At 37.2% G+C, this 25,470-nt stretch carries 29 protein-coding genes; 4 read left to right on the forward strand and 25 right to left on the reverse strand.

The genetic code is table 11. The features are described 5' to 3' along the window. Positions 1–57: 57 nt before the first annotated feature. On the forward strand, positions 58–918 hold the full coding sequence (locus ACE3RB_RS14900; protein ID WP_374464924.1) for an alpha/beta hydrolase fold domain-containing protein: 861 nt from the start codon (positions 58–60) through the stop codon (positions 916–918). A gap of 49 nt (positions 919–967) precedes the next feature. Here the strand turns inward: ACE3RB_RS14900 and ACE3RB_RS14905 are convergent, their stop codons facing one another. From ACE3RB_RS14905 to ACE3RB_RS14955, 11 genes are all read right to left on the reverse strand, one after another. After that, positions 968–1,675 carry a discoidin domain-containing protein gene (locus tag ACE3RB_RS14905; RefSeq protein ID WP_374464925.1) on the reverse strand — a complete coding sequence of 236 codons (708 nt, stop codon included), beginning with the start codon at positions 1,673–1,675 and terminating at the stop codon, positions 968–970. Positions 1,676–1,726: 51 nt separating this feature from the next. Next, a complete protein-coding gene (locus tag ACE3RB_RS14910) occupies positions 1,727–2,722 on the reverse strand; it encodes a family 43 glycosylhydrolase (RefSeq protein WP_374464926.1) in 996 nt (331 codons plus the stop codon). Between the two features lie 158 nt (positions 2,723–2,880). Continuing rightward, positions 2,881–3,777 carry a hypothetical protein gene (locus ACE3RB_RS14915; RefSeq protein WP_374464927.1) on the reverse strand — a complete coding sequence of 299 codons (897 nt, stop codon included), beginning with the start codon at positions 3,775–3,777 and terminating at the stop codon, positions 2,881–2,883. A gap of 9 nt (positions 3,778–3,786) precedes the next feature. Further along, positions 3,787–5,313 (reverse strand): NAD(P)-binding protein, encoded by a 1,527-nt coding sequence (locus ACE3RB_RS14920; RefSeq protein WP_374464928.1) that lies wholly within the window; start codon positions 5,311–5,313, stop codon positions 3,787–3,789. Positions 5,314–5,350: 37 nt separating this feature from the next. Then, on the reverse strand, positions 5,351–6,865 hold the full coding sequence (locus tag ACE3RB_RS14925) for a polyamine aminopropyltransferase (RefSeq protein ID WP_374464929.1): 1,515 nt from the start codon (positions 6,863–6,865) through the stop codon (positions 5,351–5,353). Next, positions 6,858–7,073, reverse strand: coding sequence for a DUF350 domain-containing protein (locus ACE3RB_RS14930; protein WP_374464930.1), 216 nt, complete (start codon positions 7,071–7,073; stop codon positions 6,858–6,860). Before ACE3RB_RS14930 ends, ACE3RB_RS14925 begins: the two co-directional genes overlap by 8 nt. 13 nt (positions 7,074–7,086) lie before the next feature. Then, on the reverse strand, positions 7,087–7,284 hold the full coding sequence (locus ACE3RB_RS14935; RefSeq protein WP_332388281.1) for a hypothetical protein: 198 nt from the start codon (positions 7,282–7,284) through the stop codon (positions 7,087–7,089). Next, on the reverse strand, positions 7,271–8,737 hold the full coding sequence (locus tag ACE3RB_RS14940; RefSeq protein WP_374464931.1) for a DUF4178 domain-containing protein: 1,467 nt from the start codon (positions 8,735–8,737) through the stop codon (positions 7,271–7,273). Before ACE3RB_RS14940 ends, ACE3RB_RS14935 begins: the two co-directional genes overlap by 14 nt. A 1-nt stretch (position 8,738) precedes the next feature. After that, positions 8,739–9,098 carry an S-adenosylmethionine decarboxylase family protein gene (locus ACE3RB_RS14945; protein WP_002983320.1) on the reverse strand — a complete coding sequence of 120 codons (360 nt, stop codon included), beginning with the start codon at positions 9,096–9,098 and terminating at the stop codon, positions 8,739–8,741. 21 nt (positions 9,099–9,119) lie between these two features. Next, positions 9,120–10,043 (reverse strand): citrulline utilization hydrolase CtlX, encoded by a 924-nt coding sequence (ctlX, locus tag ACE3RB_RS14950; RefSeq protein ID WP_374464932.1) that lies wholly within the window; start codon positions 10,041–10,043, stop codon positions 9,120–9,122. 74 nt (positions 10,044–10,117) lie between these two features. Next, positions 10,118–11,032, reverse strand: coding sequence for a dimethylarginine dimethylaminohydrolase family protein (locus ACE3RB_RS14955; protein ID WP_374464933.1), 915 nt, complete (start codon positions 11,030–11,032; stop codon positions 10,118–10,120). Positions 11,033–11,322: 290 nt separating this feature from the next. Here ACE3RB_RS14955 and ACE3RB_RS14960 point away from each other — a divergent pair, with 290 nt between their 5' ends. Beyond that, positions 11,323–11,487: a hypothetical protein gene (locus tag ACE3RB_RS14960; RefSeq protein WP_162800874.1), complete on the forward strand. Its 165-nt coding sequence runs from the start codon at positions 11,323–11,325 to the stop codon at positions 11,485–11,487. 36 nt (positions 11,488–11,523) lie between these two features. Here the strand turns inward: ACE3RB_RS14960 and ACE3RB_RS14965 are convergent, their stop codons facing one another. From ACE3RB_RS14965 to ACE3RB_RS14980, 4 genes are all read right to left on the reverse strand, one after another. Continuing rightward, positions 11,524–12,753: an outer membrane beta-barrel family protein gene (locus ACE3RB_RS14965; RefSeq protein ID WP_374464934.1), complete on the reverse strand. Its 1,230-nt coding sequence runs from the start codon at positions 12,751–12,753 to the stop codon at positions 11,524–11,526. Beyond that, positions 12,728–13,687 carry a TonB-dependent receptor plug domain-containing protein gene (locus ACE3RB_RS14970; protein WP_374464935.1) on the reverse strand — a complete coding sequence of 320 codons (960 nt, stop codon included), beginning with the start codon at positions 13,685–13,687 and terminating at the stop codon, positions 12,728–12,730. Before ACE3RB_RS14970 ends, ACE3RB_RS14965 begins: the two co-directional genes overlap by 26 nt. An 80-nt stretch (positions 13,688–13,767) precedes the next feature. Then, on the reverse strand, positions 13,768–14,829 hold the full coding sequence (locus tag ACE3RB_RS14975; protein WP_374464936.1) for a helix-turn-helix domain-containing protein: 1,062 nt from the start codon (positions 14,827–14,829) through the stop codon (positions 13,768–13,770). Positions 14,830–14,945: 116 nt separating this feature from the next. Then, positions 14,946–15,323, reverse strand: a complete 378-nt coding sequence (locus ACE3RB_RS14980; RefSeq protein WP_374464937.1) for a winged helix-turn-helix transcriptional regulator — start codon at positions 15,321–15,323, stop codon at positions 14,946–14,948. 76 nt (positions 15,324–15,399) lie between these two features. Here ACE3RB_RS14980 and ACE3RB_RS14985 point away from each other — a divergent pair, with 76 nt between their 5' ends. After that, positions 15,400–16,215 carry an alpha/beta hydrolase gene (locus tag ACE3RB_RS14985; RefSeq protein ID WP_374464938.1) on the forward strand — a complete coding sequence of 272 codons (816 nt, stop codon included), beginning with the start codon at positions 15,400–15,402 and terminating at the stop codon, positions 16,213–16,215. 48 nt (positions 16,216–16,263) lie between these two features. On the opposite strand, the gene ACE3RB_RS14990 is transcribed toward ACE3RB_RS14985, so the two are convergent. The 9 genes from ACE3RB_RS14990 to ACE3RB_RS15030 all read right to left on the reverse strand — a co-directional run bounded on the left by ACE3RB_RS14990 (position 16,264) and on the right by ACE3RB_RS15030 (position 24,492). Next, positions 16,264–17,550 (reverse strand): citrate synthase, encoded by a 1,287-nt coding sequence (locus ACE3RB_RS14990; RefSeq protein WP_374464939.1) that lies wholly within the window; start codon positions 17,548–17,550, stop codon positions 16,264–16,266. Positions 17,551–17,631: 81 nt separating this feature from the next. After that, entirely contained in the window at positions 17,632–18,924 is a 1,293-nt protein-coding gene (gene eno / locus ACE3RB_RS14995) for a phosphopyruvate hydratase (protein WP_002983293.1), read from the reverse strand. A 253-nt stretch (positions 18,925–19,177) separates the two neighbouring features. Continuing rightward, a complete protein-coding gene (locus ACE3RB_RS15000) occupies positions 19,178–19,507 on the reverse strand; it encodes a hypothetical protein (RefSeq protein ID WP_374464940.1) in 330 nt (109 codons plus the stop codon). A 67-nt stretch (positions 19,508–19,574) separates the two neighbouring features. Further along, entirely contained in the window at positions 19,575–20,012 is a 438-nt protein-coding gene (locus ACE3RB_RS15005; RefSeq protein WP_374464941.1) for a sensor histidine kinase, read from the reverse strand. Positions 20,013–20,077: 65 nt separating this feature from the next. After that, on the reverse strand, positions 20,078–20,362 hold the full coding sequence (locus ACE3RB_RS15010; RefSeq protein ID WP_374464942.1) for a hypothetical protein: 285 nt from the start codon (positions 20,360–20,362) through the stop codon (positions 20,078–20,080). Then, positions 20,359–20,994: a hypothetical protein gene (locus ACE3RB_RS15015; RefSeq protein WP_374464944.1), complete on the reverse strand. Its 636-nt coding sequence runs from the start codon at positions 20,992–20,994 to the stop codon at positions 20,359–20,361. Before ACE3RB_RS15015 ends, ACE3RB_RS15010 begins: the two co-directional genes overlap by 4 nt. 1 nt (position 20,995) lies before the next feature. After that, positions 20,996–21,781, reverse strand: a complete 786-nt coding sequence (locus ACE3RB_RS15020; RefSeq protein ID WP_374464946.1) for a hypothetical protein — start codon at positions 21,779–21,781, stop codon at positions 20,996–20,998. Positions 21,782–21,787: 6 nt separating this feature from the next. After that, the gene (locus ACE3RB_RS15025; RefSeq protein ID WP_374464947.1) at positions 21,788–22,420 is read right to left on the reverse strand and encodes a response regulator; all 633 of its coding nucleotides are present in this window, start codon (positions 22,418–22,420) and stop codon (positions 21,788–21,790) included. 218 nt (positions 22,421–22,638) lie between these two features. After that, positions 22,639–24,492: a beta-galactosidase family protein gene (locus ACE3RB_RS15030; protein WP_374464948.1), complete on the reverse strand. Its 1,854-nt coding sequence runs from the start codon at positions 24,490–24,492 to the stop codon at positions 22,639–22,641. A gap of 66 nt (positions 24,493–24,558) precedes the next feature. Here ACE3RB_RS15030 and ACE3RB_RS15035 point away from each other — a divergent pair, with 66 nt between their 5' ends. Next, a complete protein-coding gene (locus ACE3RB_RS15035; RefSeq protein ID WP_374464949.1) occupies positions 24,559–24,993 on the forward strand; it encodes a hypothetical protein in 435 nt (144 codons plus the stop codon). Between the two features lie 96 nt (positions 24,994–25,089). Here ACE3RB_RS15035 and rplQ read toward each other — a convergent pair. After that, positions 25,090–25,470 (reverse strand): 50S ribosomal protein L17 (rplQ, locus tag ACE3RB_RS15040; protein WP_374464950.1); only part of this gene is annotated, 381 nt, incomplete at its 5' end.

Genomic DNA, 25,470 nt, shown 5'->3' on the forward strand with positions numbered 1-25,470 from the left:
AATTATTCTTACGGTATCCGCTGATTTTTTTCAGCGGATTTTTTATATTTAATCATTATGAAAAAAGATATAAAAATTATTTTGATATCCCTCAGTCTCCTTTTTCTATGGACAGGTTGCAAAGAAAAAAAGATAAAGCTCGGGCATGATATCAATTTTGATAAAGAAGAAAATATTCATTATGGAAAAAGTTCTGAGCAGGTTATGGATCTCTATATTCCATCTACACGAACAAATAAAGAAAAGGATGTTTTTATTATAATTCATGGTGGAGGCTGGAGGGCCGGAGATAAATCGCAATTAACCTTTTTCACGCTCTCTATGATGCAGAAATTTCCCGATCATATTTTCGTTAATATGAACTACAGACTTGCTTCAGCTACTAGCTTTGGGCTCCCAAATCAAACTGATGATATTAAAAAGGTAACTGAATTATTAAAAAATAAACTGGGCTACAATCCCAGTGTGATTTTATTAGGTAACAGCGCCGGAGGTCATTTATCTATGCTTTATGCTTATAAATTTGACACTGATAAAAAAGTTAAAGCTGTGATTAATATTGTGGGACCGGCAGATCTGTCTGATCCGGATTTCAAAAATTATCAGGAGTATTCTTTTGTGGAAAGCAGACTTGTGGATCCTGAAACAATTAAAACCGGAATATCAAAGATCGATTTTGCCAGCCCTGTGAAATGGATAAAAAGTGATTCCCCTCCTACTTTGTCTTACTATGGAAATTCGGATCGTGTAATTCCGTCTACACAGGAAAAAAGACTGGATTCAGCTTTGACTGCCAACCATGTTATCCATGAGTCTTATCAATTCAATGGAGGACATCTGGATTGGGACAAGCAGCCACATGATGTATTTCTTATTGATAAAATTGAAACTTTCATTAAAAGAATTGATAAAAAATAACACGCTCTGATTCTCCAAAACATGTTATTTTTTATTTTAAAATTGAATTTTATTCAGATTTTGCAACGGCTGTTCTTTCAGAAACTCCATTGGCATTGAAAGCTTCAATCTGGAAATAATAGGCATCTGTTCTGTCTGCACCGGTAAAGAAATATTCATTCTTTCCGTATACCATGATGCTTCCGTACAATTTATCCGGAGACTTCCCAAAATAAATTACATAGCCGTCTGCATCAGGATTCTGCTGCCATTTCATCCAGATACTTCTTCTCTCACCATATTTCTTCGGATCAGCTCTTAAAGGCACAAAACCTTCTACTTTAGCCGGCTGTTTTCCTGCTCCTTTTCCGAATACCCTGAAACCGCTCAACGCAAATTTTCCGGTAGGCATTTTCAGGTTTTCCATTTTCAGGAAGCGTGCTTTTGTCGGTTTTTCCAACTCAACATAGTCATGGGGAACATCCTTTGTATTTTTGCTTTTATCCACAATCACATTCCATTTCTTGCCATCATTAGAACCATAGATTTTATACTGGTGCATTTTTCCCAGTGTTTTCCCCATAAATTCAGCATCCTGATCCGCATAATTGATCTGAATGGCATTGATGGTAGAAACTTCACCCAGATCCGTCTGAAACCATTCCCCGGAATTTCCTGTTTTAGCACTCCAATACGTTTTGATATCCTCATCTACCGCATAGTTAGGTTGATATCCACCTAAAGTAGATGAGACCTGAACGGGTTTATTGTAATTCAACAGCATCCATCCGGCAAAAAGACCTTTCGTAAAATCTTTTCCCTGTGCATATTACGGAAGGTATGTGGGATAATCGCCATAAGCCGTATTACAGTACATCACATCATCTTTATCAAAGCCTGCCGGCCATATTCCCAGCCTTCTTTCAAAATTATTTTTAGTAGAAATAAAAATTGTGGAAACGTGCCACCAGTTTTTGTAATTGTCTTCAAATGTTGCTCCATGACCTGCACCTCTGGCAAAACCACCCGGTTTATAAGAGAACGGATTATGCTGCTGATATTCGAAGCCTTCCAAAGGATTTTTACTCACATATACTCCATCAGAATAGCCACTGAATTCTGTTGCCGGAGCGCCGTACTGCATATAATATTTCCCGTTATGCTTCGTCATCCACGCGCCTTCCACAAATGGCTGAAGAAAAACATTATCATTGTATTCCCCGAAACGCTCCCATCCGTGATCTTCAGGTTTTAGTTTAATAATTGGCTTTACGAAACCTTCAGACTGAAGATTTTTCACTTTTACTTCGGTCCCCAGCAACGGCCATTCGTTACTTGAGCCCCAGTACAGATACAGTTTATTTTTATCTTCATCATAGTGGAATGCAGGATCCCATGCTCCTACTTTTAAAGTATTCACTGCAATCTTCCAGTCATCTTTCGTAGGATTGGTACTTTTCCAGATCGGAAAATCCTGCTCCCAGGTAGAGCCATACACGTATAAAGTATCTTTCATGGCCCAGACTGCCGGAGCATTAAGATCGTGAATGTATTTATTATCTCTGAGAAATTTCCTTTTTACAAACTTCCAGTCCAGCATATCATCACTGTACCAGTATCCTTCCTGGTTGGTAGAGAAAAGGAAAAGTTTATTTTTAAAGTTAACAATCACCGGATCTGCTGTAGCACGGTGTTTTCCCTGTTTGGAAAAAGCTTCGAAGGGAGTATAACCATAATCAATATTAATAGGATTACAGAATGTTTTCTGCTGAGCCCCTGCAATCATTCCAAGAAAGATTGCTAATGACAGAAAATATTGTCTCATTTTCAGATTTTAAACGTTCCGGACAAAGTTAATTAACTTTTTTCGGTTTTCTCCAAATAAAACCGTCCAGAAGATAATGGGTAAGCTGCGGAACAACCAATAAGGGAACCAGGAACTGAAACAGATTTTCTGAAAGCATTACATTCATGGAAAAGTGCTCATTCCAAACCAGCGTTTCCCATAAAAAATTCTTCCAGAAAAGCGAACAATAAAATGACGCCGACAAACAGAAATATTCCGGAAAAAGATTTAAAAATCTGCAACCAGTTCAGCTGATGATTTTCTTTTTGCTGTATTTCCCGGATATAAATCAGTGCGATATAGGGAATCCCATGAGAAACCACATTCAGGAAAGTAAACAAAAGATCATTGTTGAAATAAACAATTCCAAAATACCAGGAAAGAAAAGTTCCGGTGATCAACGCTGTTTTAGGGATATTAATCCGTTTGGATTTAAAAACTTCAAAAGCAGTTTTAAAAAGCCAAATAATTAGGATTGCAAAGTAAATTACAGTAAGTAAAGGAATATAATCCGGAAGATTCTGAAGCCAGTCAAACTCATTGTTGACAAACCAGGTAAAAGCCCGGGGAGTTTTAAACCAATACAACATCGGATAAATAGTTGCGGAGTAAACAGCAATCTCATCTATTTTTTTGCTCCAGTTGTTCGGTTTAAAACGGGCATAGATTCGCATAAAGCCGTACTGCTGACGTATAAAATGAAAAACGGCAATCAATGCCAATACTGACCAGAACGTCAGGCTACCAAACTGGAACAGGATCATTCCCAATATCCAGCTCAGAACAGGAATTCCCAGATACAGCAGCTTATTTTTCTGTACCTCTCCTTTTACAAAATAGGTTTTGAACAGTGTGGAATAAACGTGGGCAACATCCACAAAAACAATCAGGAAAAGCCATGTGTAAAAAGAATAATGATTTTCCAGTGCCTGGATCTGTTTCTGAAAGAGAAAGATAATCAGCAATACAAGAAATGGCGGTGATAAAATAAACCACCAGTCTGTTTTTGCGTTATGTATCCACGGCTGTTTCATAGTGTTATTTTACATCATTTGTTCTGCAGTACGAAGTCCCTGATAAAAGGCTTCTTCAAAAATGGAAATTCCTGAAAGATCGGAATGGGCAAAGAAGATTTTACCTTCAACAGGCTCGTTGGCTGTTTGGGTTTCTTCGCCAAAAATCTGATTAGGTACCGGTGCGATCATCGCATGTCCTATTTTATGAAACTGCATTTCAAGAATGAAATCTTCTATCAGCGGATGTGCTTTCTTCAGATCACCCAAAACCAAATCTTTCAGTTCAGCCTCTTTCATGGCGTAGAGTTTTTTCCTTGCTTTCTTACAATCTCCGGTTGAAAAACTCTTATAGTGAGTAATCACTTTTTCACCAATAATCTGGTTGAGATTCTGATGCTGATCAAAGATATAACCCAACCCTGAAGAACCGTAGATCACATTATCCCGGGCCAGCTCTTCATCTCCTCCGAATTCATTTTTCAGCGTAATGGTAGTTAAAAGCCAGGGCACGTAATGAAAGGAAGGTACTTTTTTATGATTAAAAATTCTCTCATTCACAAATTGAGGTGTTGCAAACAGTACTTTATCGGCAATGATCTTTTTAGTTTTCTTTTGCGTATTGTCAAAACTTAAAACCTCAACTTTATCATTGATTTTTACATCAAAAACCAGATTTCCCGGCATATGTTTTCCCACGGTGTATTTTGAAAGATGTTTTGCCAGTCTTGCATTTCCCTCCGGCCAGGTGAATACCTGATCTTTATATATTGTACTCCAGTTATTCTTTCTTCCGGCAAAATAATGAATTCCTGCCCACGCAGAAACGTAGTCTGTTCCTAATCCAAAATCGTCCCTGCAGGAATAATCCAGAAGCCAGAGAAGTTCTTCCGAATGGTAGTTATTTTCTTTCAGCCAGTCTTTAAAAATGATTTTTTCAAGCTTTACAACCTCATTTTCTCTGCTGGAATCATGTACCGGAATAGCAAACCAATATTTTCCCTCCGCATCTTTCTTTACACGGAATTCATCCATCAGTTTAAAAAAGCGGGTAAGCTCTTGCTGAGTTTGTGCTGAAATTCCTCTTTGGGGAACAATATCGTTCTGCCAGGAGTTTTTATAAAATAATCTTTCCTGCTGAGGAAATGTCATTTGGTATTCATCAAGAATCGGTTCTCCGTTATCGTCAGTTCCGAGGCAGATTTTACATTCTTTCAGGAATTCTATGATTTTCGTATTCTCTTTGTTCGGTAATGGCAAATAGTGCGCACCTAAAGGAAATTTTGAAAAAGAATTCTCTCCGTTGGAAGAATTGCCGCCAAGATGATTTTCCATTTCCAGAAGAAGATAGTCTTGTTCATTATGCTGGCTGAAGGACCTACACGCCGAAAGACCAGAGATTCCGCCCCCGACAATAAGATACTTAGTGTGGATAACTTCTGAAAACTGTGGAAAATCTTTTGCCCATAATCTATGCCCGAGAACATGATTGGTCCCGGTAATTTTCAGCAGCAAAGCTTTCACTTTCTTTCCGCAATACTGCAAAAAGGGAAGCATAAGGCTACCTAAAAATATAGTTGTAAGAAAATCTTTCCTACTGTACTTTTCCCCACTCTTCATCGAAATATCGGACTAAAATCTGATTATCCAGACGGTTAACTTCTACATCTTTCACCTTCATATCTTTATTGAAATAAGACATCTGTGAAAAGTTGTAATCATAGTATTTCAAACCGGGAAGCTTTCTGTAGATTCGGTTGTTGACAGGTTCAAATGAAGCCATAGAAAATCCCCATTCCCCAAAAGAAGGAACGTAAGTGTGATATGCTGCTGTAAAAGGAAAAATCTGATGGATCGTTTTTTCAATACACCAGAAAGATTTCGGAGCAAAATACGGAGAGGTGGTCTGAACTACAATCTTTGTATCAAGAGTTGTTAACCTTTCCAGTTCTTTATAAAACTGTAAAGAATAGAGTTTTCCCAGGCTGTAATTGGACGGATCCGGAAAGTCTATGATAATGACATCAAACTTCTTTTTGTTCTCTTTTACCCAAATGTAAGCATCTTTATTGATCACTTCCACTTTAGGATTGGAAAAAGAACTTTGATTCAGTTTGCGCATCGTTTCATTGGTTTTGAAAAACTGGGTCATCTCGCCGTCAAGATCCACAAGCGTTACTTTTTTAACATCTTTATATTTTAATACTTCCCTTGCTGCAAAACCATCACCGCCTCCAAGAATCAGGACATTATCTATATTTTTTGCCATCGACATTGCAGGATGTACCAAAGCCTCATGATAACGGTATTCGTCTGTGGATGAAAACTGCAGGTTGTTATTTAGATATAAACGGAATTCATGAGTATTTCTCGTTAAAACAATTCTTTGGTACGGTGAGCTTTTGGTATATACTACATTTTCACCATATAATTTTTCTTCTGAATAGGATAAAATAGTATCTGAGAAAATGAAAAGCCCCAGAAGAAATGCAAATGCTGCAAGAGATTTTATTTTGAGTGATAGCGGTTTTGATAGTTCCTTTGTAAGATAATAGCACAGGAATATCGCAATGGAAATATTAATCAATCCGAAAAACAAAGGGGTTTTAACAATTCCCAGCTTCGGAATCAAAACCAACGGAAACAGAATGGATGCCAGTAATGCCCCGATATAATCGAATGCAAAAACGTTTGAAACTAAATCTTTAAACTGTACCCTGTCTTTTAAAATATTCATCAGAAGCGGGATTTCCACTCCCACCAGACATCCGGTGAAGAATACAAAGAGATAGAGAACACTTTCAAAATGGGCGAGCGTATTAAACAGAATAAACAGCACAACAGAGCTGATTCCCCCCACGATTCCTACAAGGATTTCGATCTCAATGAATTTATCAATAAGATTTCCTTTAATGAATTTTGCAAGGTAGGAACCTACTCCCATTGAGAACAGGTATACTCCGATAATGAAAGAAAACTGCTTTACAGAGTCTCCTAAAAGATAGCTTGCCAAAGCTCCGGCTACCAGCTCATAAATCAGTCCACATGTAGCAATGACGAATACTGAAAACAATAAAAGCAGCTCAAGAGGAATCCTCTTCTTATCCATGAATTGCCGCGCTTATGATCATTGAAATTCCGATAATAAATGCCCCGAAGACAATAGCAATTGCTATATTTTTATTCCGGGCGATCTCATGCCATGTTTTTTCAGGAGTAATTTTTTCAATAATGAAATAATATGTAAGTAAAATGGCGATTCCTAAAAATGAATAAAGAACCGAGTTTAATATGGGTAAGAAATTGATGCTGTCCATAGTTTTTATATTTTTATTTGTGATAGTATCTGTAGAATCCTACTCTGGAATGGCTTCTTGTGGTTCCGTCGCGGTATGTTTCCGTCTTGGCACAGTCGCATACCTGATTTCCCTGGTACGTAAGATATACAAACCAGGTCAGGCAGAATCCTCCGATCAGGCAGAGTATCCAGTTTTTTCTTATGTAATTGGTTATATTAGTTATCATCATTTGCAGGATAAGGTGAGTTTGAACTATTCTTCCATTTATTTACATTAAAGTAATGTTTTCCTATCCACATTGCCACAAACACAGCAATCATTATGAATAAAATAATCCCAAAGTTCCAGAATGAAACGGGAAGCCAGGTTGCTTTGAGCTGTACATAGGTATTGCTTGAAATGGGATCTGTAGTAAGCCTAAGTGCCTCAGTATTAATCAGGGAGTCCAGTTTTTGAGTTCCGAACGATGCTTTGGCAAGTCTGGTTACTTCTGATGTATCTTTTTCCAGCGTCTGTCCGTCTGTAAAAGTTTTGGCCTGCACCTTGAATATGTCAGTAACTTCAATGGTTCCTGATTTATCCCGTGATACCATGACCTTTGAATCAGGCGATGTAAGGCCTGAAAATGACGGCAAGCCTCCTTCTTTTTCAGCGGAAATAATGAAATGGTATTTTCCGGAGCCTACTCCACACAGGTTAAAATCTTCAGACTGACTTCCTTCTGTCCAGCTTTCTCCTCCTTCGTACCCATGATACTGTTCAATATCTTTGGAAGTGTAGATAATTTCATTGGTATTCTCATTCACAAGGCTTAGCTGAACATTAGCCCAGGAATTATCAACACCTGAAAATGCACTCACCTTTAATGGGGCTGAACCTCCGGATAGGGTAAAGCTTTTGCTGACAAACTCCTTATCCTTTACATCTGCAAAATTGATGGTCTCCGCGAAAACGGTTTCGTTGGTTCTTGAAGTGTAGACATACATCTGGAGCAGGCAAATCATTAATGCCGCCACACAAAAGATGTTTACAGCCTGTTTTATATCAAAATAATAAGGCTGAACGATCCCTATTCCTGTATAATACGGCAGATTAGCTATTTTAAAAGCTTTCTTTACTTCATATTTTGAAATGTGGACTCCATAGAAATACTGGCTTTTCCTGCTGGTCTTCTCCTGAGAGATCATACGGGTTCCGTTGACATATTCTTTGTAGGTAGCAATACTGAAATCCAAATGCTCATCAAAAAAACCGGCTGCGGCTTCAATACTGCACTGAGAGTTTTCGTACCATCGATAGGTGCGCCCGAGATAGGTTGGGAATGCTGAATCTTTACTTTTAAAATCATCAGGATGTATAGGAATCAGGAAAACCCAATGCCCGTCACTTTCACTCAGGAAAGCATCATTTCCTTTACTGTCTTTTAAATAATATTCGCGCCAGAAAATACTGGAACCATATTTCCTGACGATAATGGCAGCAACAGTATATTCTACCTCTCCAATTTTTCCTTTTTGTCCGACATCTAAAACAACATTTTCCGTTGGGACTTTCAGATGTTTAATTTTTTTGTTTCCGGCAACATCAATGAGATAAGAACAGGTACTGCAAACATATTCTTCAACAGGAAAGGTGAGATCTAATTTATTTTCTGATTCGCATGCTGGGCAGACATAGTGCATTTTATCTGTAAATTTTGTGTTTTTGAATGGTATTAGCTTTAAAATACTGAACCACCTCATCTGCAATCTGCTCTACTTTCTCGGTATTGTCCTGAGTATAATTACAAAGGAATACATCAAAGGTAAGCTGTTTAAATTCCGGCCACGTGTGGATACAAAGGTGAGATTCTTTAAGGATCACTGCAGATGTAAAGCTGTTATTCTCAAAAATATGATTGGTTACTCCTACAATTTCCACCTCTCTGGTTTTCAGAATTTCTTCTGTAAACATCAGAAAACCTTTGCTGTCTAATAACAAATCTTCTGACTCTGTTTCCAAAGTCAGAAGAATATGTAAACCTTTACTTGATAATGGGTTCAATTAATTTTTTTGGAAAATATATTATTTTTTTGGAAGAAAAACCTCAGCAAGCATACATCTTGCGCTTCCTCCACCATTTACTTCAATGGTATTCAGGTCTGAATAGATAATTTCGCAGTATTTCTCAATAGCCGCCACCTGTTCTGGAGTGAGAGACTGGTAAGCGGTCTGGCTCATCACCAAAAATTTCTCGCCATCTTTATTCTGAACCTGAAGCATGTTTCCCGCAAACTGCTGCATCTGTTCTTCTGAGATCTCGATGATTTCTTTCCCTGAGCCTTTAATAGTTTCCACTACTTTTTCTCTTTCCAGCTCGTCGTCAATACAATCAAGGCAGATTACGACAAACTTGTCCGCCACACACATCATTACGTTGGTGTGATAGATCGGAAGTCTTTCTGTTCCTACAGTCTGGAATGAATGGAATACAACGGGAGTGAACCCATATTTTGTACAGAATTCTCTGAACAGTTTTTCATCCAGCCTCAAAGAAACAGAACCATACGCAATTTTATGATCATGATCAAAAATCATACTTCCTGTTCCTTCCAGGAAATGTCCCTGGGTTTCAGGAAAAGACCAGTCATCAATTTCAGTAACTTCAAATCCCTGATCTTTGATACTTTCAATAATATCTTCCCTTCTTTCCACTCTTCTGTTGGAAGCGAACATTGGATATAAAACCACTTTTCCGTCTTTATGAAAGCTTACCCAGTTATTGGGGAAAATAGAATCCGGAGTGTGCGGATCCGGAGTATCTTTTATGGTAATTACATTGATTCCTTTTTCTCTCAGCTTTCCTACAAAGGTATTGAACTCTGCCAAAGCTTTTGACTGGATGTCAGATCCCGTCTGTTCTACCTGAAAATAATTGTTTTTCGCTGTCTCTGCGTTGTAACCGAATGCAATCGGCTCTATCATTAATACTGTATCTGTTGTTTGCATTTTTTTGATTTAAAAATTAAAAGATTGAAAGATTAAAAACTCTCACTCTCAAACACTAAAACCCTCCCACTCAATTATTCTCTGACAAGCGGCATTGTAGAGCATCTTAACAGGCCTCCCATTTTAGAGATTTCTCTGTAAGGTATTTCTTCTACCGTCATACCCCATTCATTTCTCAGGTGGTTGTTCATTCTTGTGAATGCTTTGTCTGAAACTACAACATCAGGAGAAATGGAGAAAATATTCGGGAACATTTCAAACATTTCTTCATCATTGATATGGAAACAGTTTTCTTCTCCGAAAATATCAATGATTAAACGGTAATCGCTTTCATCTACAAATCCGTTTTTATATATGATACATTTGTCTTCTCCTACCGGATTAAAGGTACAATCCAGATGCAGAATGCCTTCAAAAGGGACTTTATCATTTTTCTTCAGTTCCAGATCGATGATTCTTTTCTTCGGAAAATATTCCTTTAAAATTTCAATGGCATATTCATTGGTTCTTGCCGTCTTATAGTTTCGGTAATCTTCGCTGAAGCAGGTTCCAATGAAAAGGAAATCATCCCATACGATTACATCTCCTCCTTCAATATGTGCACTTTCGGGAAGGTTAATGATCTTTCTCCATGCTACTTTTTCAAAAACACTTTTGTATGCCTCCTGCTCATCTGCCCTGTCAGCAATCACATTGGAAATGATCATCTTGTCATCAATTACAAAAGCTACATCTCTGGAAAAAACCTGGTTGTAGTCTTTGATGATGCTTGGGCGCAGTACTTCAACATCATACTTTTTTAAAACCGCTTCAAAAGCGTTCATTTCTTTAATAATATCCTCTTCTTTAGGATAAATGTTATGTTCGATTGAGTAATATGACTTTGCGTCATAACTTTCCTCTAGCGTGGGAACCGGCCCCAATGAATTAGGCTGGCCTAGAACTACTGACTTCAGCCTACCCGTTTCGTTTTTAATGTTTAGTCTCATAAAGATTTATGCAATACTACAAATATAAGTAAAGGTCTCTACCTGTAAAACTTTTGGATTATTTTATGCATTAAATCTGGTTTCCAAAACCGGCACGCTTCCACAAAATTTCCCTGTATTTTAGCCAACTGCAGTAAATAGTTCCAAAAACATCTGCAACTTACTATTTTCCATCTGCATAAGAAAAGAAAAACAGATAATCATATTATTTAATTTCCTATATTAGTGATATAATTTTCGCGAAATTATAAACAATAAAAACTTAACTATTAACACCAAAAATCAAAGTCATGAACAAGAACAATCCGGTGCTGAAAAATGCACAAAAATTAGGAAGAGATCAACAAAAATCCGTAATGGGAGGTGCTCCAATCTCAACAGGCAGAAGATGCTGTGAATGGGATGATGCAGGAAACTGTTATATCTGGACATGTGACAGATGTGTATGTCCATAATAAAAAACGAAGGCCTGCTTGAAAAAGCAGGTTTTCTTATCTTGTTCTGTTTTCTTCTTCTGTCTTCTGGGTTTCTTTGACCTGATATTTTGAACTTCCAATGTTATAACTGAGCGAAAATACCAGCCTGCTGCTGTCCCACCAATGTGTAAAACGGTTATCCATAATCTGTTTATGCCGGAATTCCAATCGCTGATCATAAGAATCAAACAGATTATTAATCCCGATTTTTGTGTTCAGTTTATTATCAAACCATGCCTTTTGTAATGATACATCTACAGTATACCGTGGTTTAATAATATAGAGACTGTTTCCTGTTTTGGATTCATAAGCACCAAATACATTTACAGTAAATCCTTTCGGAAGCGAAAATACCTGATTGATTCTCACTTCGTAATTATAAATGCTCAATGCAAAAACCTCATCCAGATAAGGTCTGAATTCATAATTATAATATCCGGCAAGCTGACTGGTGATATTCCACCATTTTGTAATTCTGACCGGAAAGCTTGTTTCCAGCATAGCAAAGTTCCGGTAGGGAAGATTCGTTCCTAAATATTCCAATACATTTGTTTCCGGATTGTAAAGGGGATACCGTGTCATAACATCCTTTTCTTTTCCGGCTGTAAAGCTTGTGACCCAGTTTTTATACCGATACGTTGCTTTAATCTGACTGGTAAAGGAAGGCAACAGGTATGGATTCCCTATCCAGTAATTTAACGGACTGAAATAAAACCTGAACGGATTAAGCTGCGAAAACGCTGGTCTCGTTATTTTTCTGCTATAGGAAAGAGAAAATTCACTGGATTTATTAAAAGTATAGCTTACGCTTAAAGACGGCAGCCACTTCAGATAGTTTCTGGAAACCACGGAGTCCACAGTAATGGCGTTGGAAATACTGTTTGTATTTTCAAATCTTAATCCTGCATTGATCTGAAAGTCTCCTATCTTTTGCCTGTAAGCAAGATAACCTGCCCAGATCTTTTCTTTGTATGAAAATATATTGCTTCTCAAAGGATCAAAAACGAACTGATTGCCAACAGATAATGTATCATACCTGATATTGTTATTTGTATCTGAATGGCTGTATTTAAGCCCTGCTTCAATATCGATCTCTTTTATTTTCTGAGATGCATCTATCTGCGCCGTATAAATGCTGATTTTGTTCACCAGATCAGATTTCCAGTATGACAAAACCTCAGCATTGGTCTGGTCTCTATTGATAAAATCATCATTCTGTTTATTTTTGACTGAAAAAAAAAGCAAGCTTAAAACCCTTATTCTGAAAAGAATAATCGGCTGTCATCCCATAGTTGTCCTGAGAATAATCTGTGGGATTTTCACTGGCTGTATTCAGCACCAATTGTGCTCCACTTTTGTCAGTTGTATAAAGTGATCCGGTGCGTATTCTGTCATTATTCCGGAAATTACCTCTCAGATTAATACCAAACCGGTTTTTATCATTCAGCTTAACATCTGCACCCGCCTGAAAATTGTAAACTTTTCCAGCATCTTCCTGATAGGTTTGGGTACGCATGATATTGGTATTGGCCAATCGCTGCAGGGCATGATAACGATAGGTTGAAATCCCTTCATTATAGCCCGTCTGCAGATTGTATGTCACTCTCCCTGTGTGATAAGATATATTGAATGCATTTTCCCGATAGTTGAATTTATTCACATAAATATTACCATTATAGCTTGCCTTCCAGCCAAGGCTGACATTCTTTTTCAGTTTGATATCAATAATTCCTTTAAATTCTGCATCATATTTAGAGGATGGATTGGTATTCACTTCCACCGATTCTACCATTTCGGGAGATAAAGACCGCAAATAGGCCTGCAGCTCCTGATTGCTCATAACAACGGGTTTCCCATCAATAAAAACAGCGGGAGTAATTCTGCCTCCAATAAAAATTCCATCTTCCTGATCTACTGTAACACCGGGTGTTTTTCTTAAAACATCAAGGAGATTCGTGGAGGTTTTAAAGTCTTTATTTCCGGCAACAGACAGTACAAGATTGCCTTCATTCAGTTTCATTTTTCGTGGCGCTGACTGAATAATGACTTCTGAAATATTCGTTGTTGAAGATTTTGCCTCAGCCAGAGAATCTGCGGTTTTTCCTTTGACAGTTTCCTGAGCTTTTCCAAAAATTGACAGGAACAGCAGAAGCAGCAAGAGCCATAATTTGAAGATCATAGATTTTAAATTTTATGACATCAAAAGTATCGGCTTGGGGCAGAAAAGCGGTTTTGAAATTTAAATTCCGCAGTACTGAATTATAAATTTGAACTCTGAAACCTTGATTCAGTAAGGGTTTGAGACTGTTTATACAAAAGAGGCGTTGTATTTTTAATTTTCTTGAACGTAGAAAAGAAAGTCGATTTGGAATTAAATCCTACTTCATATCCTATCTCTTCAATTTTTAAATAAGAGCCGTTTTCTATCTTTTCACAGGCTTCATTAATACGATATTCATTGATATAGGTAGAAAAGCTTTTACCAAGATTATCATTCAGCAACTGGGAAAGCTGATGCGCAGAGATATTCATTCTGGATGCCACATCACTTAATTTCAGATTGGGATTTTTATAAAGCTCTTCAGTATTCATCAGCCGCTCTAATCTGGACGAAAAGCTGTCTGCCTGTTCTTCAGAGATCTTTTTATTGGAGTATCTTTCAGTTTCCTTTACCGGAAGCTGCTGATATTTTTTATTGAATAAAATCAAAAAGTTGGCATACAGCACAAACGAAAATACAAGACTTCCTCCTGCGCAGTAGATCTGCACCCAACCTGTTGAGATCAGCTGATAGGTCAGAAAGATGATTATATTACTGATCAGAACCGGAAGAACAAATTGGTTCGGATTTTTAAGATTCTGCCTGGAAAAATTGTAGTACTGATACACCGTAAGGAATACAAATACGGACCAGACAGTATAAATAAATGTTCCGAAATAATGCTCCCAGGTAACTGGGAAAAGCAGATATAATAAACCGACAGCCCCTAAAATGACAGTCAGTATTCCAAACCATTTCTGGCAGCTCTTCCAATCAAACAGCTCCTGTTGAAAGGAAGATTTCACGTAATAATAAAGTGCCGGACCTGTAAAAAATAAGGCAGAGAGCCCCAGATGCGGAATAATTCTCGGCAGATCCGGATAAAAGTAAATGCATACAGCAATGCCCACTCTGGTGCTCAGCATCAGCAAAAGAAGTCCGAGGAAAAAATCCGGGAGGTATTTCAGTTTCTTAACAAACAGCAGATAAATACCCAGCAGAAGTCCGTTGAATGCTCCTACTGCGCTGAAAAAAAATACCATCTGTTGTCCGAAAGTCATAATAATTTATTTATTTTTTGTAACAATCCACTATTCGGCTTTGATTATATCAATAATTTCCTAAAAGTAAAATTAATAAATTATTGAATTCAATTTCAGCAACATATACATTTTTTCTAAGAAATATTACAGACCGATATCTCTTTACCATCTGCATATTCTTTCCCCCATTCACATAAAGTCTTAAGAATTGGGATAAGATCTTCCCCTTTGTTTGTCAGTATATATTCTATTCCCACAGGAATGGTATCAGGAATTTCTTTTTTAATGATGAGTTTGTGAGTTTCCAGTTCTTTAAGCTGTCTCCCTAAAACCTGTTCAGAAATATTAGGCAGTTCTTTCTTCAAAAGATGAAACCGGTTATTACCCTCCGAAATTGAATAAATAATCTGGGATTTCCAGCGCCCGCTGATGATACTTACTGCGGAATTCAGTTCGCAGATACCGAACAGAAACTGTTCGTTTGCCGCATTGGTTGAAGTTTCTTTTCTCATAATGATCACTCACAATTTTGTTCGTTATTGTGATTCACAGACAGCTTGCAGAAATTTACCTTAAAATTACGAAATTATGTACACAAAAAACATTATGTTGATTATTGGTCTTGTAATAAGCCTGCAACTTCATGCACAGGAAAGATGGATTTTAAAATCCGGGTTTATGTCAAAACCGGATACGGTATTTATTTTTAAACCCCAAACCTATAAGAAGACAGAGAAATATCCATTAGTCTATTTATTACACGGGTATAGTGAAAATTACCGTCAATGGTCCCGGACAACAGATCTTCAGAAGTTTTCTGATCAATATAAAATGATTATTGTATGCCCGGACGGATTTACAACATGGTATGTAAACAGTCCTTATGACAAAGGGGCAAGAGCTGAAGATTTCTTTTTTAAGGAGCTCGTTCCCAAGGTTCATAAAAATTTCAACATTGATAAGAAGAATATTTTCATCAGCGGATTGAGCATGGGAGGATATGGTGCTATCCGATATTTCCTACTTCATCAGGATTATTTTAATACCGCAGGAAGTACAAGCGGCGCTTTTTCCCTGGATCCTGACATTATGAGGAATGCCAGCTTGCAATTCTTTAATACAGAAAGGATTACTGATGACCTGAACAAAATACTTGGTTCACCGAACGAATGGAAACAGTATAATATTTCAACACTATTAAAAACCTATAATAAAGGAAATCCTTTTTTAATAGACTGTGGTTCGGAAGATATACTTTATCCTTCCACCACTGAAATCAGAGATATTGCCGATAGCCTGAAAATTCCCATTACCTTTATTTCCCAACCCGGGAATCATAATGCAGAATATTGGAGAAACTCCATTGAACATCATTTTATTTTTTTCAGACAACATTTTAAATAAAAAAATCCCAAAGCGTGCTTTGGGATTTTTTTATGATGTAAGCAAATATTATCTGCTTGCAATATCGATGTAGTTTCTTTGCTGAGCACCTTGGTAAACCTGTCTTGGTCTTCCGATCGGGTCTCCTTTCAATCTCATTTCTTTCCATTGAGAAATCCATCCCGGAAGTCTTCCTAATGCAAACATTACCGTGAACATTTCTGTAGGAATTCCTAATGCTCTGTAGATGATACCTGAATAGAAGTCTACGTTTGGATATAGTTTTCTTTCTACGAAGTACTCATCTTCCAGTGCTACTCTTTCTAACTGCATTGCAATGTCAAGAGCTTTATCCTGGATTCCTAATGCTTTAAGGATATCGTCAGCAGCTTTTTTGATGATTTTCGCTCTTGGATCGAAGTTTTTGTATACTCTGTGTCCGAATCCCATCAAACGGAAGTTATCATTTTTATCTTTAGCTTTAGCAACATATTTAGCTACGTCACCACCATCTTTCTCGATAAGCTCAAGCATTTCGATTACAGCCTGGTTAGCACCACCGTGAAGTGGTCCCCAAAGTGCGGATACCCCTGCAGAGATAGAAGCGAAAAGACCTGTGTGAGCAGAACCTACCATTCTTACTGTAGAAGTAGAACAGTTTTGCTCGTGGTCTGCGTGAAGGATTAATAATTTATCTAAAGCATTTACTACTACCGGATCGATTTCGAAATCAGCGTTTGGTAATCTGAATGCCATTTTGTAGAAGTTCTCTACGTAGTTTAAGTTGTTATCCCCGTGGTTTAATGGTAAACCTTGAGTCTTTCTGTAAGTCCATGCACAAAGGTGAGAGAACTTAGCAATCATAAGCTCAGCAGCATGATCCATTTCCTCTTTAGAGTTTACATTAACGGCTTTCGGGTTGAAGGCTGTCAAAGCAGAAGTTAAAGAAGATAAAACTCCCATAGGGTGAGCAGAACGAGGGAAAACATCGATGATTTTTTTCATCTCGTCTGCAATAAAGTTATATTTTTTAATGTTGTTTTCGAAAGAAGTATACTGATCCTGAGTAGGCAATTCTCCATGTAATAAAAGATACATTACTTCAGTGAAGTTAGATTTTTCAGCAATCTGCTCAATTGGATAACCTCTGTAGAATAATTCTCCTTTATCTCCGTCTAAGTAAGTGATGTCGCTAATGGTAGCTCCTGTATTTTTGTAACCTAAATCCAGAGTGATCAAACCTGTCTGGTCTCTTAATTTTGAAATATCAATCCCTCTGTCTCCGATAGTACTATCCACAATTGGATATTCATATGAATTACCTGCGTAATTCAATATTACTTTGTTGTCTGACATTATTTATTTTTTTTTAAATATACTACTTTCCATAAAATACGGCAAACAAAAATTATCGCTTGCCGTTATTTATAAATTCGATTATCTTTTGATTTTAAATGCGCCTAAACCAGGGAAAATTGCAGTCTCACCAAGAGCTTCTTCAATTCTTAACAGCTGGTTGTATTTTGCCATTCTGTCTGATCTTGAAGCGGAACCTGTTTTGATCTGTCCGCAGTTCATTGCTACTGCTAAATCAGCAATGGTAGAATCTTCAGTTTCTCCTGATCTGTGAGACATTACTGAAGTGAATTTGTTGTTCTGAGCCATCTGTACCGCAGCCATTGTTTCAGAAAGAGAACCGATCTGGTTTACTTTTACAAGGATAGAGTTGGCAATACCTTCTGTTACTCCTCTTGACAATCTGTCTACATTGGTTACGAATAAATCATCACCTACCAGCTGTACTCTGTCACCGATTTTGTCCGTTAACATTTTCCATCCTTCCCAGTCATCTTCCTGCATACCATCTTCGATAGAAATGATCGGATATTTAGCAGCCAGTTCGGCAAGGTAAGAAACCTGCTCTTCTCTAGATCTGTGAGCTCCTTTATCTCCTTCAAATTTTCTGTAATCGTAAGTTCCGTCTTTGTAGAACTCTGAGGCAGCACAGTCTAATGCCAGCATAATATCATCACCAGGCTTATATCCTGCTTTTTCAATTGCCTGAAGCAATGTGTCCAAAGCATCTTCAGTTCCGTTGAAAGTAGGAGCAAAACCTCCTTCATCTCCTACTGCTGTAGAAAGACCTCTTCCTTTAAGAATTGATTTCAGGTTGTGGAAAATTTCAGTTCCTTTTCTCAATGCATGAGAGAAAGAGTCTGCTTTTACCGGCATAATCATGAATTCCTGGAATGCGATAGGAGCATCTGAGTGAGATCCACCGTTGATTACATTCATCATTGGAACAGGAAGTGTGTTGGCATTCACACCACCAACATATTTATAAAGCGGCATTCCCAATTCTGCAGCTGCAGCTCTTGCTACTGCCAAAGAAACACCAAGAATAGCATTAGCACCAAGATTTCCTTTGTTAGCCGTTCCGTCAAGATCAATCATAATCTGATCGATATAATTTTGTTCGAAAACCGGCTGTCCAACCAAATTCTCTGCAATTACTTCTTTTACATTTTCAACAGCTTTCAGGACTCCTTTCCCCTGATATTCTGAACCGCCATCACGTAATTCTACCGCTTCGTGTTCTCCTGTAGATGCTCCTGAAGGAACTGCTGCACGGCCCATTGCCCCGCTTTCTGTAAATACATCTACTTCAATGGTAGGATTTCCTCTGGAATCTAAAATCTGTCTTGCTTCTATGTAAGAAATTGCACTCATTTTTTAATTTTTTTAGTTTAGACAAATTTAATCAAAATTTAACTTTCAGGCGTATTTCACGGGATTTTTTTGAGATAATTCCAAGTTAAATTTTAGTTAATTTATATTATGATAATTGGTCAATTTCTTTGTGGTAATTCAATGGGTTAAAACGGAAGAATGCTGATATGAGAAAGTCCCGGACATTATTAAAATGCCGAAGCTTTACAATTGATTTTAAGGTTTTTGGGGTTCAGAATAGTGTAAAAAACTATTATTTTCTGGGTGAAGGGGACAACAGTCCCGCTAAAGCACCTATTGCTCCTGAGGAAATCGTTGCAAAAATAGTGACCAGCTGACTATCGGGAGTTTTCCCGTTACCCCAGAAAGATATAAGAATAAGACCGGTTATAATCGCTATAATGGCGAAGCCAAGCATAAGCACTATGATTCTGTAGATCCAGCAATCGGTGTCTTTCGGACCTCTTATTTCCACCTCTTTAATAGCTTCTATGGGATTGGTCCTGAATTTTTCCTGAAGATCAGTGTCGTTTTTTAAAGCTGCTTCCAAATCTCCGATACTGTCATTAATAAGAGTTTTCATGGCTTTTAATTTTATACACCAAATTTCCTTCTAAAAAATATCGCAGTCAATTACACAAAAGGGTTATTTACAGCACTATGCTGAAAAGCAGACTGGTTCCATGATTTTCCTGTATTATGCTAAATTCACCGGACAATTCATTCATTCTTCTTCTCATATTTCTAAGTCCGTTTCCTTCTTTCTGATCATCAGGAATACCGGTTCCGTTGTCGGATATTTTCATTGAGAAGCAGTTTTTTTCCTGTAAGAAAGAAAGATTCAAAGTATCTGCGTGGCTGTGTTTATATACATTATTGACGGCTTCTTTTAAACAGAGAAAAAGATTACGCCTCATTTCTGTGGAAATGGGTGTTTCCGCTATGATATCTTCGCTTTCTGAATACACCATTATTTTTGTTTTCTTTAAAAAATTTGTGGTATAAAGAATAGCATAGTCTATAAAGCTTCCCAGGGTATCATTTCCGGCATTCAGGCTCCAGAGCATTTCGCGCATGGAGATATTCATTTCTTCAGAAGTTCTCAGAAGCTCTTCGATATCGCTTTGCAGTTCATCATTTTCTGCTTTCTGCTTCAGAAATTCCGCCTGAAGTTCAATGCGGAGATTCCTGCTCCAAGGTCATCATGCATATCGTGGGAGATACGCTCCCGTTCCTGTTCAAGAACTTTTTGTTTTTCCAGCTCTTTCTGAAGGAGCTGATTCTGATGTTCTGCTTCTTTAAGTTGTTGCTGCTGCAGGAAAAAAAGCTGTCTTTTATTATACAGAACAACTATTAATACAATAAAAATGACAAAAGTTATTAACAAAATAACAGCAATAATATAAGCCAATCGTATTGTGTCTGGTAGTTGCTTCATATAGTGTTTTTATTTTCAAATTTCCTTAAAGCAACATAGAACATTCCATACATAATGATATTAACGCAATACTGCATAACTTTTAAAATTTGCAGAAGCCCTGGATCATTATCCCGAAGGAAAAACATGGGGATAGACCTGAAAATAAAGAAAATACTCCAGAAAAGCAGTCCACAGGAAACCCAGAAATGCGGATCGTCCAGAATTTTTACTTCGTCAAAATTTTTCAGTCTGATATACAACCAAACCAACACATTAATGATGAAATAAAAACAGGCTAATACTCCTAACATGTTTTCATAGTTTTCACCATAAAACTTTACAAACAGAATAATATAGGCCAATATACCCATCAGAACGTACCGGAAAAATACTCTAACTTTCTGAGGGAAGATTTTAGCATAGTAGATGTTGAAAAATATAATCAAAAAAATGCTGTAGTAATTAAACAGATAAGCAAAGTCAAATTCTTTATTCAATATTTTATAATGCCCGTACAGCTCCAGACAAAGCGATATAAACAAAAATACCGCAAAATAGTTTTGGCTGGAGAGGCCTTTCTTTCCAGCTAAAACTACAGACTTTACAGTAGCCGCCAAAAGTACTGCGATGTATAGTATCTGGATTAACATTTTACGGATATAATGAACCCATATCGTAATATCCCTGGTCTGTACTAAAAACCAGTGTCATTTGTTTTTCGTGGGTTTCAAAGTGTTTTTTATATTGATCTTCCCGAAATCGATCTCCAAGATTATTTTCAAAAATCACTTTCTTCACATCACTGATCTCACATAGATTGATGATAAATGTATCACTACGATCTTTTGACAAGGTGTCTATCAGATCAACAATATGATAGCTGATATAAAGTGTATTATCTCGTCCTAAATAATTAGTCAATACCTGATGTCCGTTCTTAAGATAAAAATCATTGAGCTCTCTTAAACTTTCAGCGGAGATTTTCAGATCTTTGAGTGAAAGATTCTGATTGGCATTGATGATAAGGTAATTATTCTCATCAATGGTATTTTTCTCCTGTGTTTGTAAAGAGGCTGCCATATACATCATTCTGTTTTCAGAATAAGGTGTAAGTCTTAACCTTGTATCCTGAGGATCTATCTGCACGAAAGTAAATGTTAAATAGGACGCCTTAATTTCTTTCATGATCTCACAAATATCTTGCAGAAGAGAATGTTTTACAGCATAAATACCTCCAATATTGAAATTCACATTCTGATTTTGCATAAATGGCAGAACGCCTTTTTTAGCATTATCAATAAAACTTTCTGCCAGAATGCGGCTGATTGGCATCATTTCCAAACCATCCACTAACTGTTCAAGTTTATTGCCAATAGGGCCTTCTCTGTAAGATAAATGATCAAGGATTGCTTGACTTGTTGCATTTGAATTTTCCATAATTTCTTAGTTTTTTGATTGATTAAATTTATTGACAGCCTCCACTTTGTTATTTACGTGAAGTTTTCTGTAAATATTTCCGACATGCTTTTTCACAGTATCAATGCTGATGAATTTTTTGTCTGCGATTTCTTTGTACAGAAGCCCCTGCGAAAGAAGTTCAAGAATTTCATTTTCACGTTCTGTCAGTTCATCAAAGCCTTTGATTTCCGGGAGTTTATTTTCGAAATGCTTAAGCACTCTTCTCGCAATAGAAAAACTCATCGGGGCACCGCCACTATATACATCCCGTATCGAAGAAAGAATCTTATCCATGCTTTCCCCCTTTACAAGATATCCCATAGCTCCAGCTTTCAAAGAATTGAAGATCTTTTCGTCATCATCAAAGCTGGTACACATAATAAACTGTGTATCGGGCATTTCTTTTCGCAGTTTTTCTATGATCTCGATTCCAAGCATATCCTGTAACTGGATATCCATCATGACAACATCAGGAGAAATGCCGGGCAGATGCATCATTGCATCATTTCCATCAAAGAACTGAGCGATTACCTTCATATCCTTCTGATAATTGATGACCTTCTTCAACGCATTGTTGTAGTTTTTCTCATCTTCTACTATGGCTATGGAAATGCTCATGTCTTTGTTTGTTTGAAGCAAATTTCAACAGAAAACAATTTGAAATCAATTACACCTTTGGGTAATATTAGGGGTTGAGTTTGTGGTTATGGTTCAGTTTTTTTAGCTGTTATTAAATTTAATCAATTTTTCATTTAAAAAACAACATTAATATAAGTATTTTACAACAAATCCAAATAAAACCAAACAAGTTGTGATAAATATTACAATATCAATTATTATTTCACAAGCTGATCGAGAATTGGATGATCAATACCACTTATCTTATTATGAAATTTGATCTGTTCAAAGATCTGAATCTTGTTTCTGCCTTTTTTCAACCATACACCTGGAACATAAAGTGTTTGCTGGGGACCTGCTGTACTCCAGTACCGTCCTGCATTTCTTCCGTTGATGAAAACAATTCCTTTTCCAAAATTTCTCATATCAAGAAAAGTATCTCCTGTTTCATTAAGGGTAAATTCCGCTTCCTGAATTACAGGTGAATGGTCTTCAATATCTTTATTTTTAAAATGATGTTTTGGAAAGGTATCAAAAGGCAGCGGAAGCATTTCCCAGCTTCTGGAAACCTCAGTTCCGTTTATTTTCACAGGGCCGATAATTCCTTTCAGATTATGAACGATCTCTGCTCCATAATTGATCCTGCCCATATTTTCAACCAGAATTTCCAGGTGGTCTCCGGATTTGATTTCAATATCCAGATCATACTTCTTATTTACCCTGTTCAGCTCCCCTTTCCATCTTCCGTTGATATAAACATTCGCATAGTCACGCAATCCTTTTATCTCCAGTAATCCCTTCTGGTATGTATCAAACTTTTTTCTGTAGAGTATATAGCCGTTTCCTATATTCAGATCTTCAAACGTAAGTGGCTTATCATTCTTAACAGGTTTCATACGATCAGTAAGGTTAAAAAGACTGCTTACTTTTGAAAATTCAATTTCAGGAATCGTGATAACTTTCATCGGCTTTGGAACATCCGGAAGTTTACTCTTATGTATTTTCTGAAAAATTGCTCTCAACGCATTATATTTTGGGGTAGCCCATCCTGCCTCACTGATGGGAGCGTCATAATCATAACTTGTAAGATCCGGCTGAATGTCATGCTCCTTATCGTAATTGGCACCGCTTGTAAATCCGAAGTTGGTTCCGCCATGGATCATATAGTAGTTGAAAGAAATTCCATTTTCTATATACAGATTCGTTTGCTTTACGACTTCTTCCGTAGAAACCTTGACAAAAGGTTCTGCCCAGTGATCAAGCCATCCCGGGTAATATTCTGCAACCATGTAAGGACCTTTGCCTCCATTATATTCATTGATACTTTTCTTTAAGACGTCAATATCACTTTCCCCGTTTGCTGTTGGTAAAGCACCCTCAACAGAACCTCCTTTAAAAAGTGAACTTCCATCTGAAGTAAATAACGGCACCGAAATTCCGCTTTCCAGAAGCATTTCTTTGATCTTATGGCTGTATTTCCTGTGCTCTTCTAGCGGGATATCTTTTCTCTGAGCTACATAAGAACCAAATTCATTCTCTGCCTGTACCATAATCACCGGACCGCCGTCTGTGATCTGCATAGGTTTAATCTGTTTTGCCAGCTGATTGATATATTTCCTGCATTCTTCTAAGAAGGCTTTATTATCTCTTCTTATTTCAAGCTCTTTATTTTTTTGAAGCCACCACGGATATCCTCCAAATCCCCATTCTGCACAAACATAAGGCCCGGGACGGATAATGACATACAATCCGGTTTCCTGTGCTGTTTTTATAAACTTCTGCAGGTCTTTTTCACCAGAAAAATTCCATTTGCCCGGAGCTTCTTCATGATAATTCCAGAAAACGTAAGTAGTAACCGTGTTTAAACCCATTGCTTTCATCATCTCCAAACGATGCTTCCAGTATGCTGACGGAACTCTCGGATAATGCATTTCTCCTGAATATATGGTAAAAGGTTTTCCATTTAAGAAGAAATGTCCATCTCTGATTTCAAATTTTCCTTTTTGAGAAAACACAGTATTCAAAGAGAAAAATAAAAGAATTATGCTAAAATAACGGCTGAAATTTCTCATATTGTAAGGCATGATTTTTGTAAAATTTAAAATATAAAAATCAATTGAATATCAAATAATATAATCATGAAAAAAAGTCTTTTAGCACTAGGTGCTGTATTGGCACTGACTGTAGTCAGCTGCAAAAAAAGTGAAAGCGGGAACAAAAGTGTTATCAAAACAGACAGTTCAGAAACTGTAATTACAGACAACAACGGAAAGATAGATTCGGTAACACAAAGTTCTTCTACTGTAGACATCAACGGACAAAAAACAGAGAAAACAGATTTTGTTTATAAAGCTACTGACGGAACCTTGGTGAAAGTAGTATTTAAAAACGATCCGAAAGAAAGTACGGTAGCCATCACCAGCAACAAGAAAACATTCACCTTGCCTAAATCAGAAACCAAAGGTGATGAAACCATTTACAAGAAAGATGATATGACTGCAAGGGTAAAAGGAGACAGCCTTCACCTGGAGCAAGGAAACAATATTATTGAGCTGAAAAGAACTAAAATCTAAAATAAAAATGTCCCTCCAATGTTGAGGGAAGTTAATAAGCATTAAATAAAAAAACCATCCGGAATCCGGATGGTTTTTTATATATCTGAATGAATATTATTCTTCAGTTTTTTCTTCAGTAGTATCAGCTTTAGCTTCTTCTACTTTCTCTTCTACTGCAGGAGCTTCAGCAACTACTGCTTCAGCTTTTTTAGCAGTTGTAGATCTTCTGCTTCTTCTTGTAGCTTTTTTCTCTTCAGCATTAGGGTTGTAAAGCTCATTGAAATCTACTAGTTCGATAAGAGCAGTATCAGCAGCATCACCTGGTCTGAATCCTGTCTTGATGATTCTTGTATAACCACCGTTTCTTTCAGCGATTTTAGGAGCTACAGTTCTGAATAATTCAGCAACCGCATATTTATTTTGAAGGTAAGAGAATACTACTCTTCTGTTGTGTGTAGTATCTTCTTTTGCTTTTGTTAATAGAGGCTCAACATA

It is taken from the genome of Chryseobacterium sp., from assembly GCF_041914225.1.
Taxonomy (GTDB): domain Bacteria; phylum Bacteroidota; class Bacteroidia; order Flavobacteriales; family Weeksellaceae; genus Chryseobacterium.

Coding starts and splice junctions, on each gene's coding strand:
- ACE3RB_RS14900 (WP_374464924.1), top strand. CDS start 58: ATGAAAAAAGATATAAAAATTATTTTGATATCCCTCAGTCTCCTTTTT.
- ACE3RB_RS14910 (WP_374464926.1), bottom strand. CDS start 2,722: ATGAGACAATATTTTCTGTCATTAGCAATCTTTCTTGGAATGATTGCA.
- ACE3RB_RS14915 (WP_374464927.1), bottom strand. CDS start 3,777: ATGAAACAGCCGTGGATACATAACGCAAAAACAGACTGGTGGTTTATT.
- ACE3RB_RS14920 (WP_374464928.1), bottom strand. CDS start 5,313: ATGCTTCCCTTTTTGCAGTATTGCGGAAAGAAAGTGAAAGCTTTGCTG.
- ACE3RB_RS14925 (WP_374464929.1), bottom strand. CDS start 6,865: ATGGATAAGAAGAGGATTCCTCTTGAGCTGCTTTTATTGTTTTCAGTA.
- ACE3RB_RS14930 (WP_374464930.1), bottom strand. CDS start 7,073: ATGGACAGCATCAATTTCTTACCCATATTAAACTCGGTTCTTTATTCA.
- ACE3RB_RS14935 (WP_332388281.1), bottom strand. CDS start 7,284: ATGATGATAACTAATATAACCAATTACATAAGAAAAAACTGGATACTC.
- ACE3RB_RS14940 (WP_374464931.1), bottom strand. CDS start 8,737: ATGCACTATGTCTGCCCAGCATGCGAATCAGAAAATAAATTAGATCTC.
- ctlX (WP_374464932.1), bottom strand. CDS start 10,043: ATGCAAACAACAGATACAGTATTAATGATAGAGCCGATTGCATTCGGT.
- ACE3RB_RS14955 (WP_374464933.1), bottom strand. CDS start 11,032: ATGAGACTAAACATTAAAAACGAAACGGGTAGGCTGAAGTCAGTAGTT.
- ACE3RB_RS14960 (WP_162800874.1), top strand. CDS start 11,323: ATGAACAAGAACAATCCGGTGCTGAAAAATGCACAAAAATTAGGAAGA.
- ACE3RB_RS14970 (WP_374464935.1), bottom strand. CDS start 13,687: ATGATCTTCAAATTATGGCTCTTGCTGCTTCTGCTGTTCCTGTCAATT.
- ACE3RB_RS14975 (WP_374464936.1), bottom strand. CDS start 14,829: ATGACTTTCGGACAACAGATGGTATTTTTTTTCAGCGCAGTAGGAGCA.
- ACE3RB_RS14980 (WP_374464937.1), bottom strand. CDS start 15,323: ATGAGAAAAGAAACTTCAACCAATGCGGCAAACGAACAGTTTCTGTTC.
- ACE3RB_RS14985 (WP_374464938.1), top strand. CDS start 15,400: ATGTACACAAAAAACATTATGTTGATTATTGGTCTTGTAATAAGCCTG.
- ACE3RB_RS14990 (WP_374464939.1), bottom strand. CDS start 17,550: ATGTCAGACAACAAAGTAATATTGAATTACGCAGGTAATTCATATGAA.
- eno (WP_002983293.1), bottom strand. CDS start 18,924: ATGAGTGCAATTTCTTACATAGAAGCAAGACAGATTTTAGATTCCAGA.
- ACE3RB_RS15000 (WP_374464940.1), bottom strand. CDS start 19,507: ATGAAAACTCTTATTAATGACAGTATCGGAGATTTGGAAGCAGCTTTA.
- ACE3RB_RS15005 (WP_374464941.1), bottom strand. CDS start 20,012: ATGAATATCTCCATGCGCGAAATGCTCTGGAGCCTGAATGCCGGAAAT.
- ACE3RB_RS15010 (WP_374464942.1), bottom strand. CDS start 20,362: ATGAAGCAACTACCAGACACAATACGATTGGCTTATATTATTGCTGTT.
- ACE3RB_RS15015 (WP_374464944.1), bottom strand. CDS start 20,994: ATGTTAATCCAGATACTATACATCGCAGTACTTTTGGCGGCTACTGTA.
- ACE3RB_RS15020 (WP_374464946.1), bottom strand. CDS start 21,781: ATGGAAAATTCAAATGCAACAAGTCAAGCAATCCTTGATCATTTATCT.
- ACE3RB_RS15025 (WP_374464947.1), bottom strand. CDS start 22,420: ATGAGCATTTCCATAGCCATAGTAGAAGATGAGAAAAACTACAACAAT.
- ACE3RB_RS15030 (WP_374464948.1), bottom strand. CDS start 24,492: ATGAGAAATTTCAGCCGTTATTTTAGCATAATTCTTTTATTTTTCTCT.
- ACE3RB_RS15035 (WP_374464949.1), top strand. CDS start 24,559: ATGAAAAAAAGTCTTTTAGCACTAGGTGCTGTATTGGCACTGACTGTA.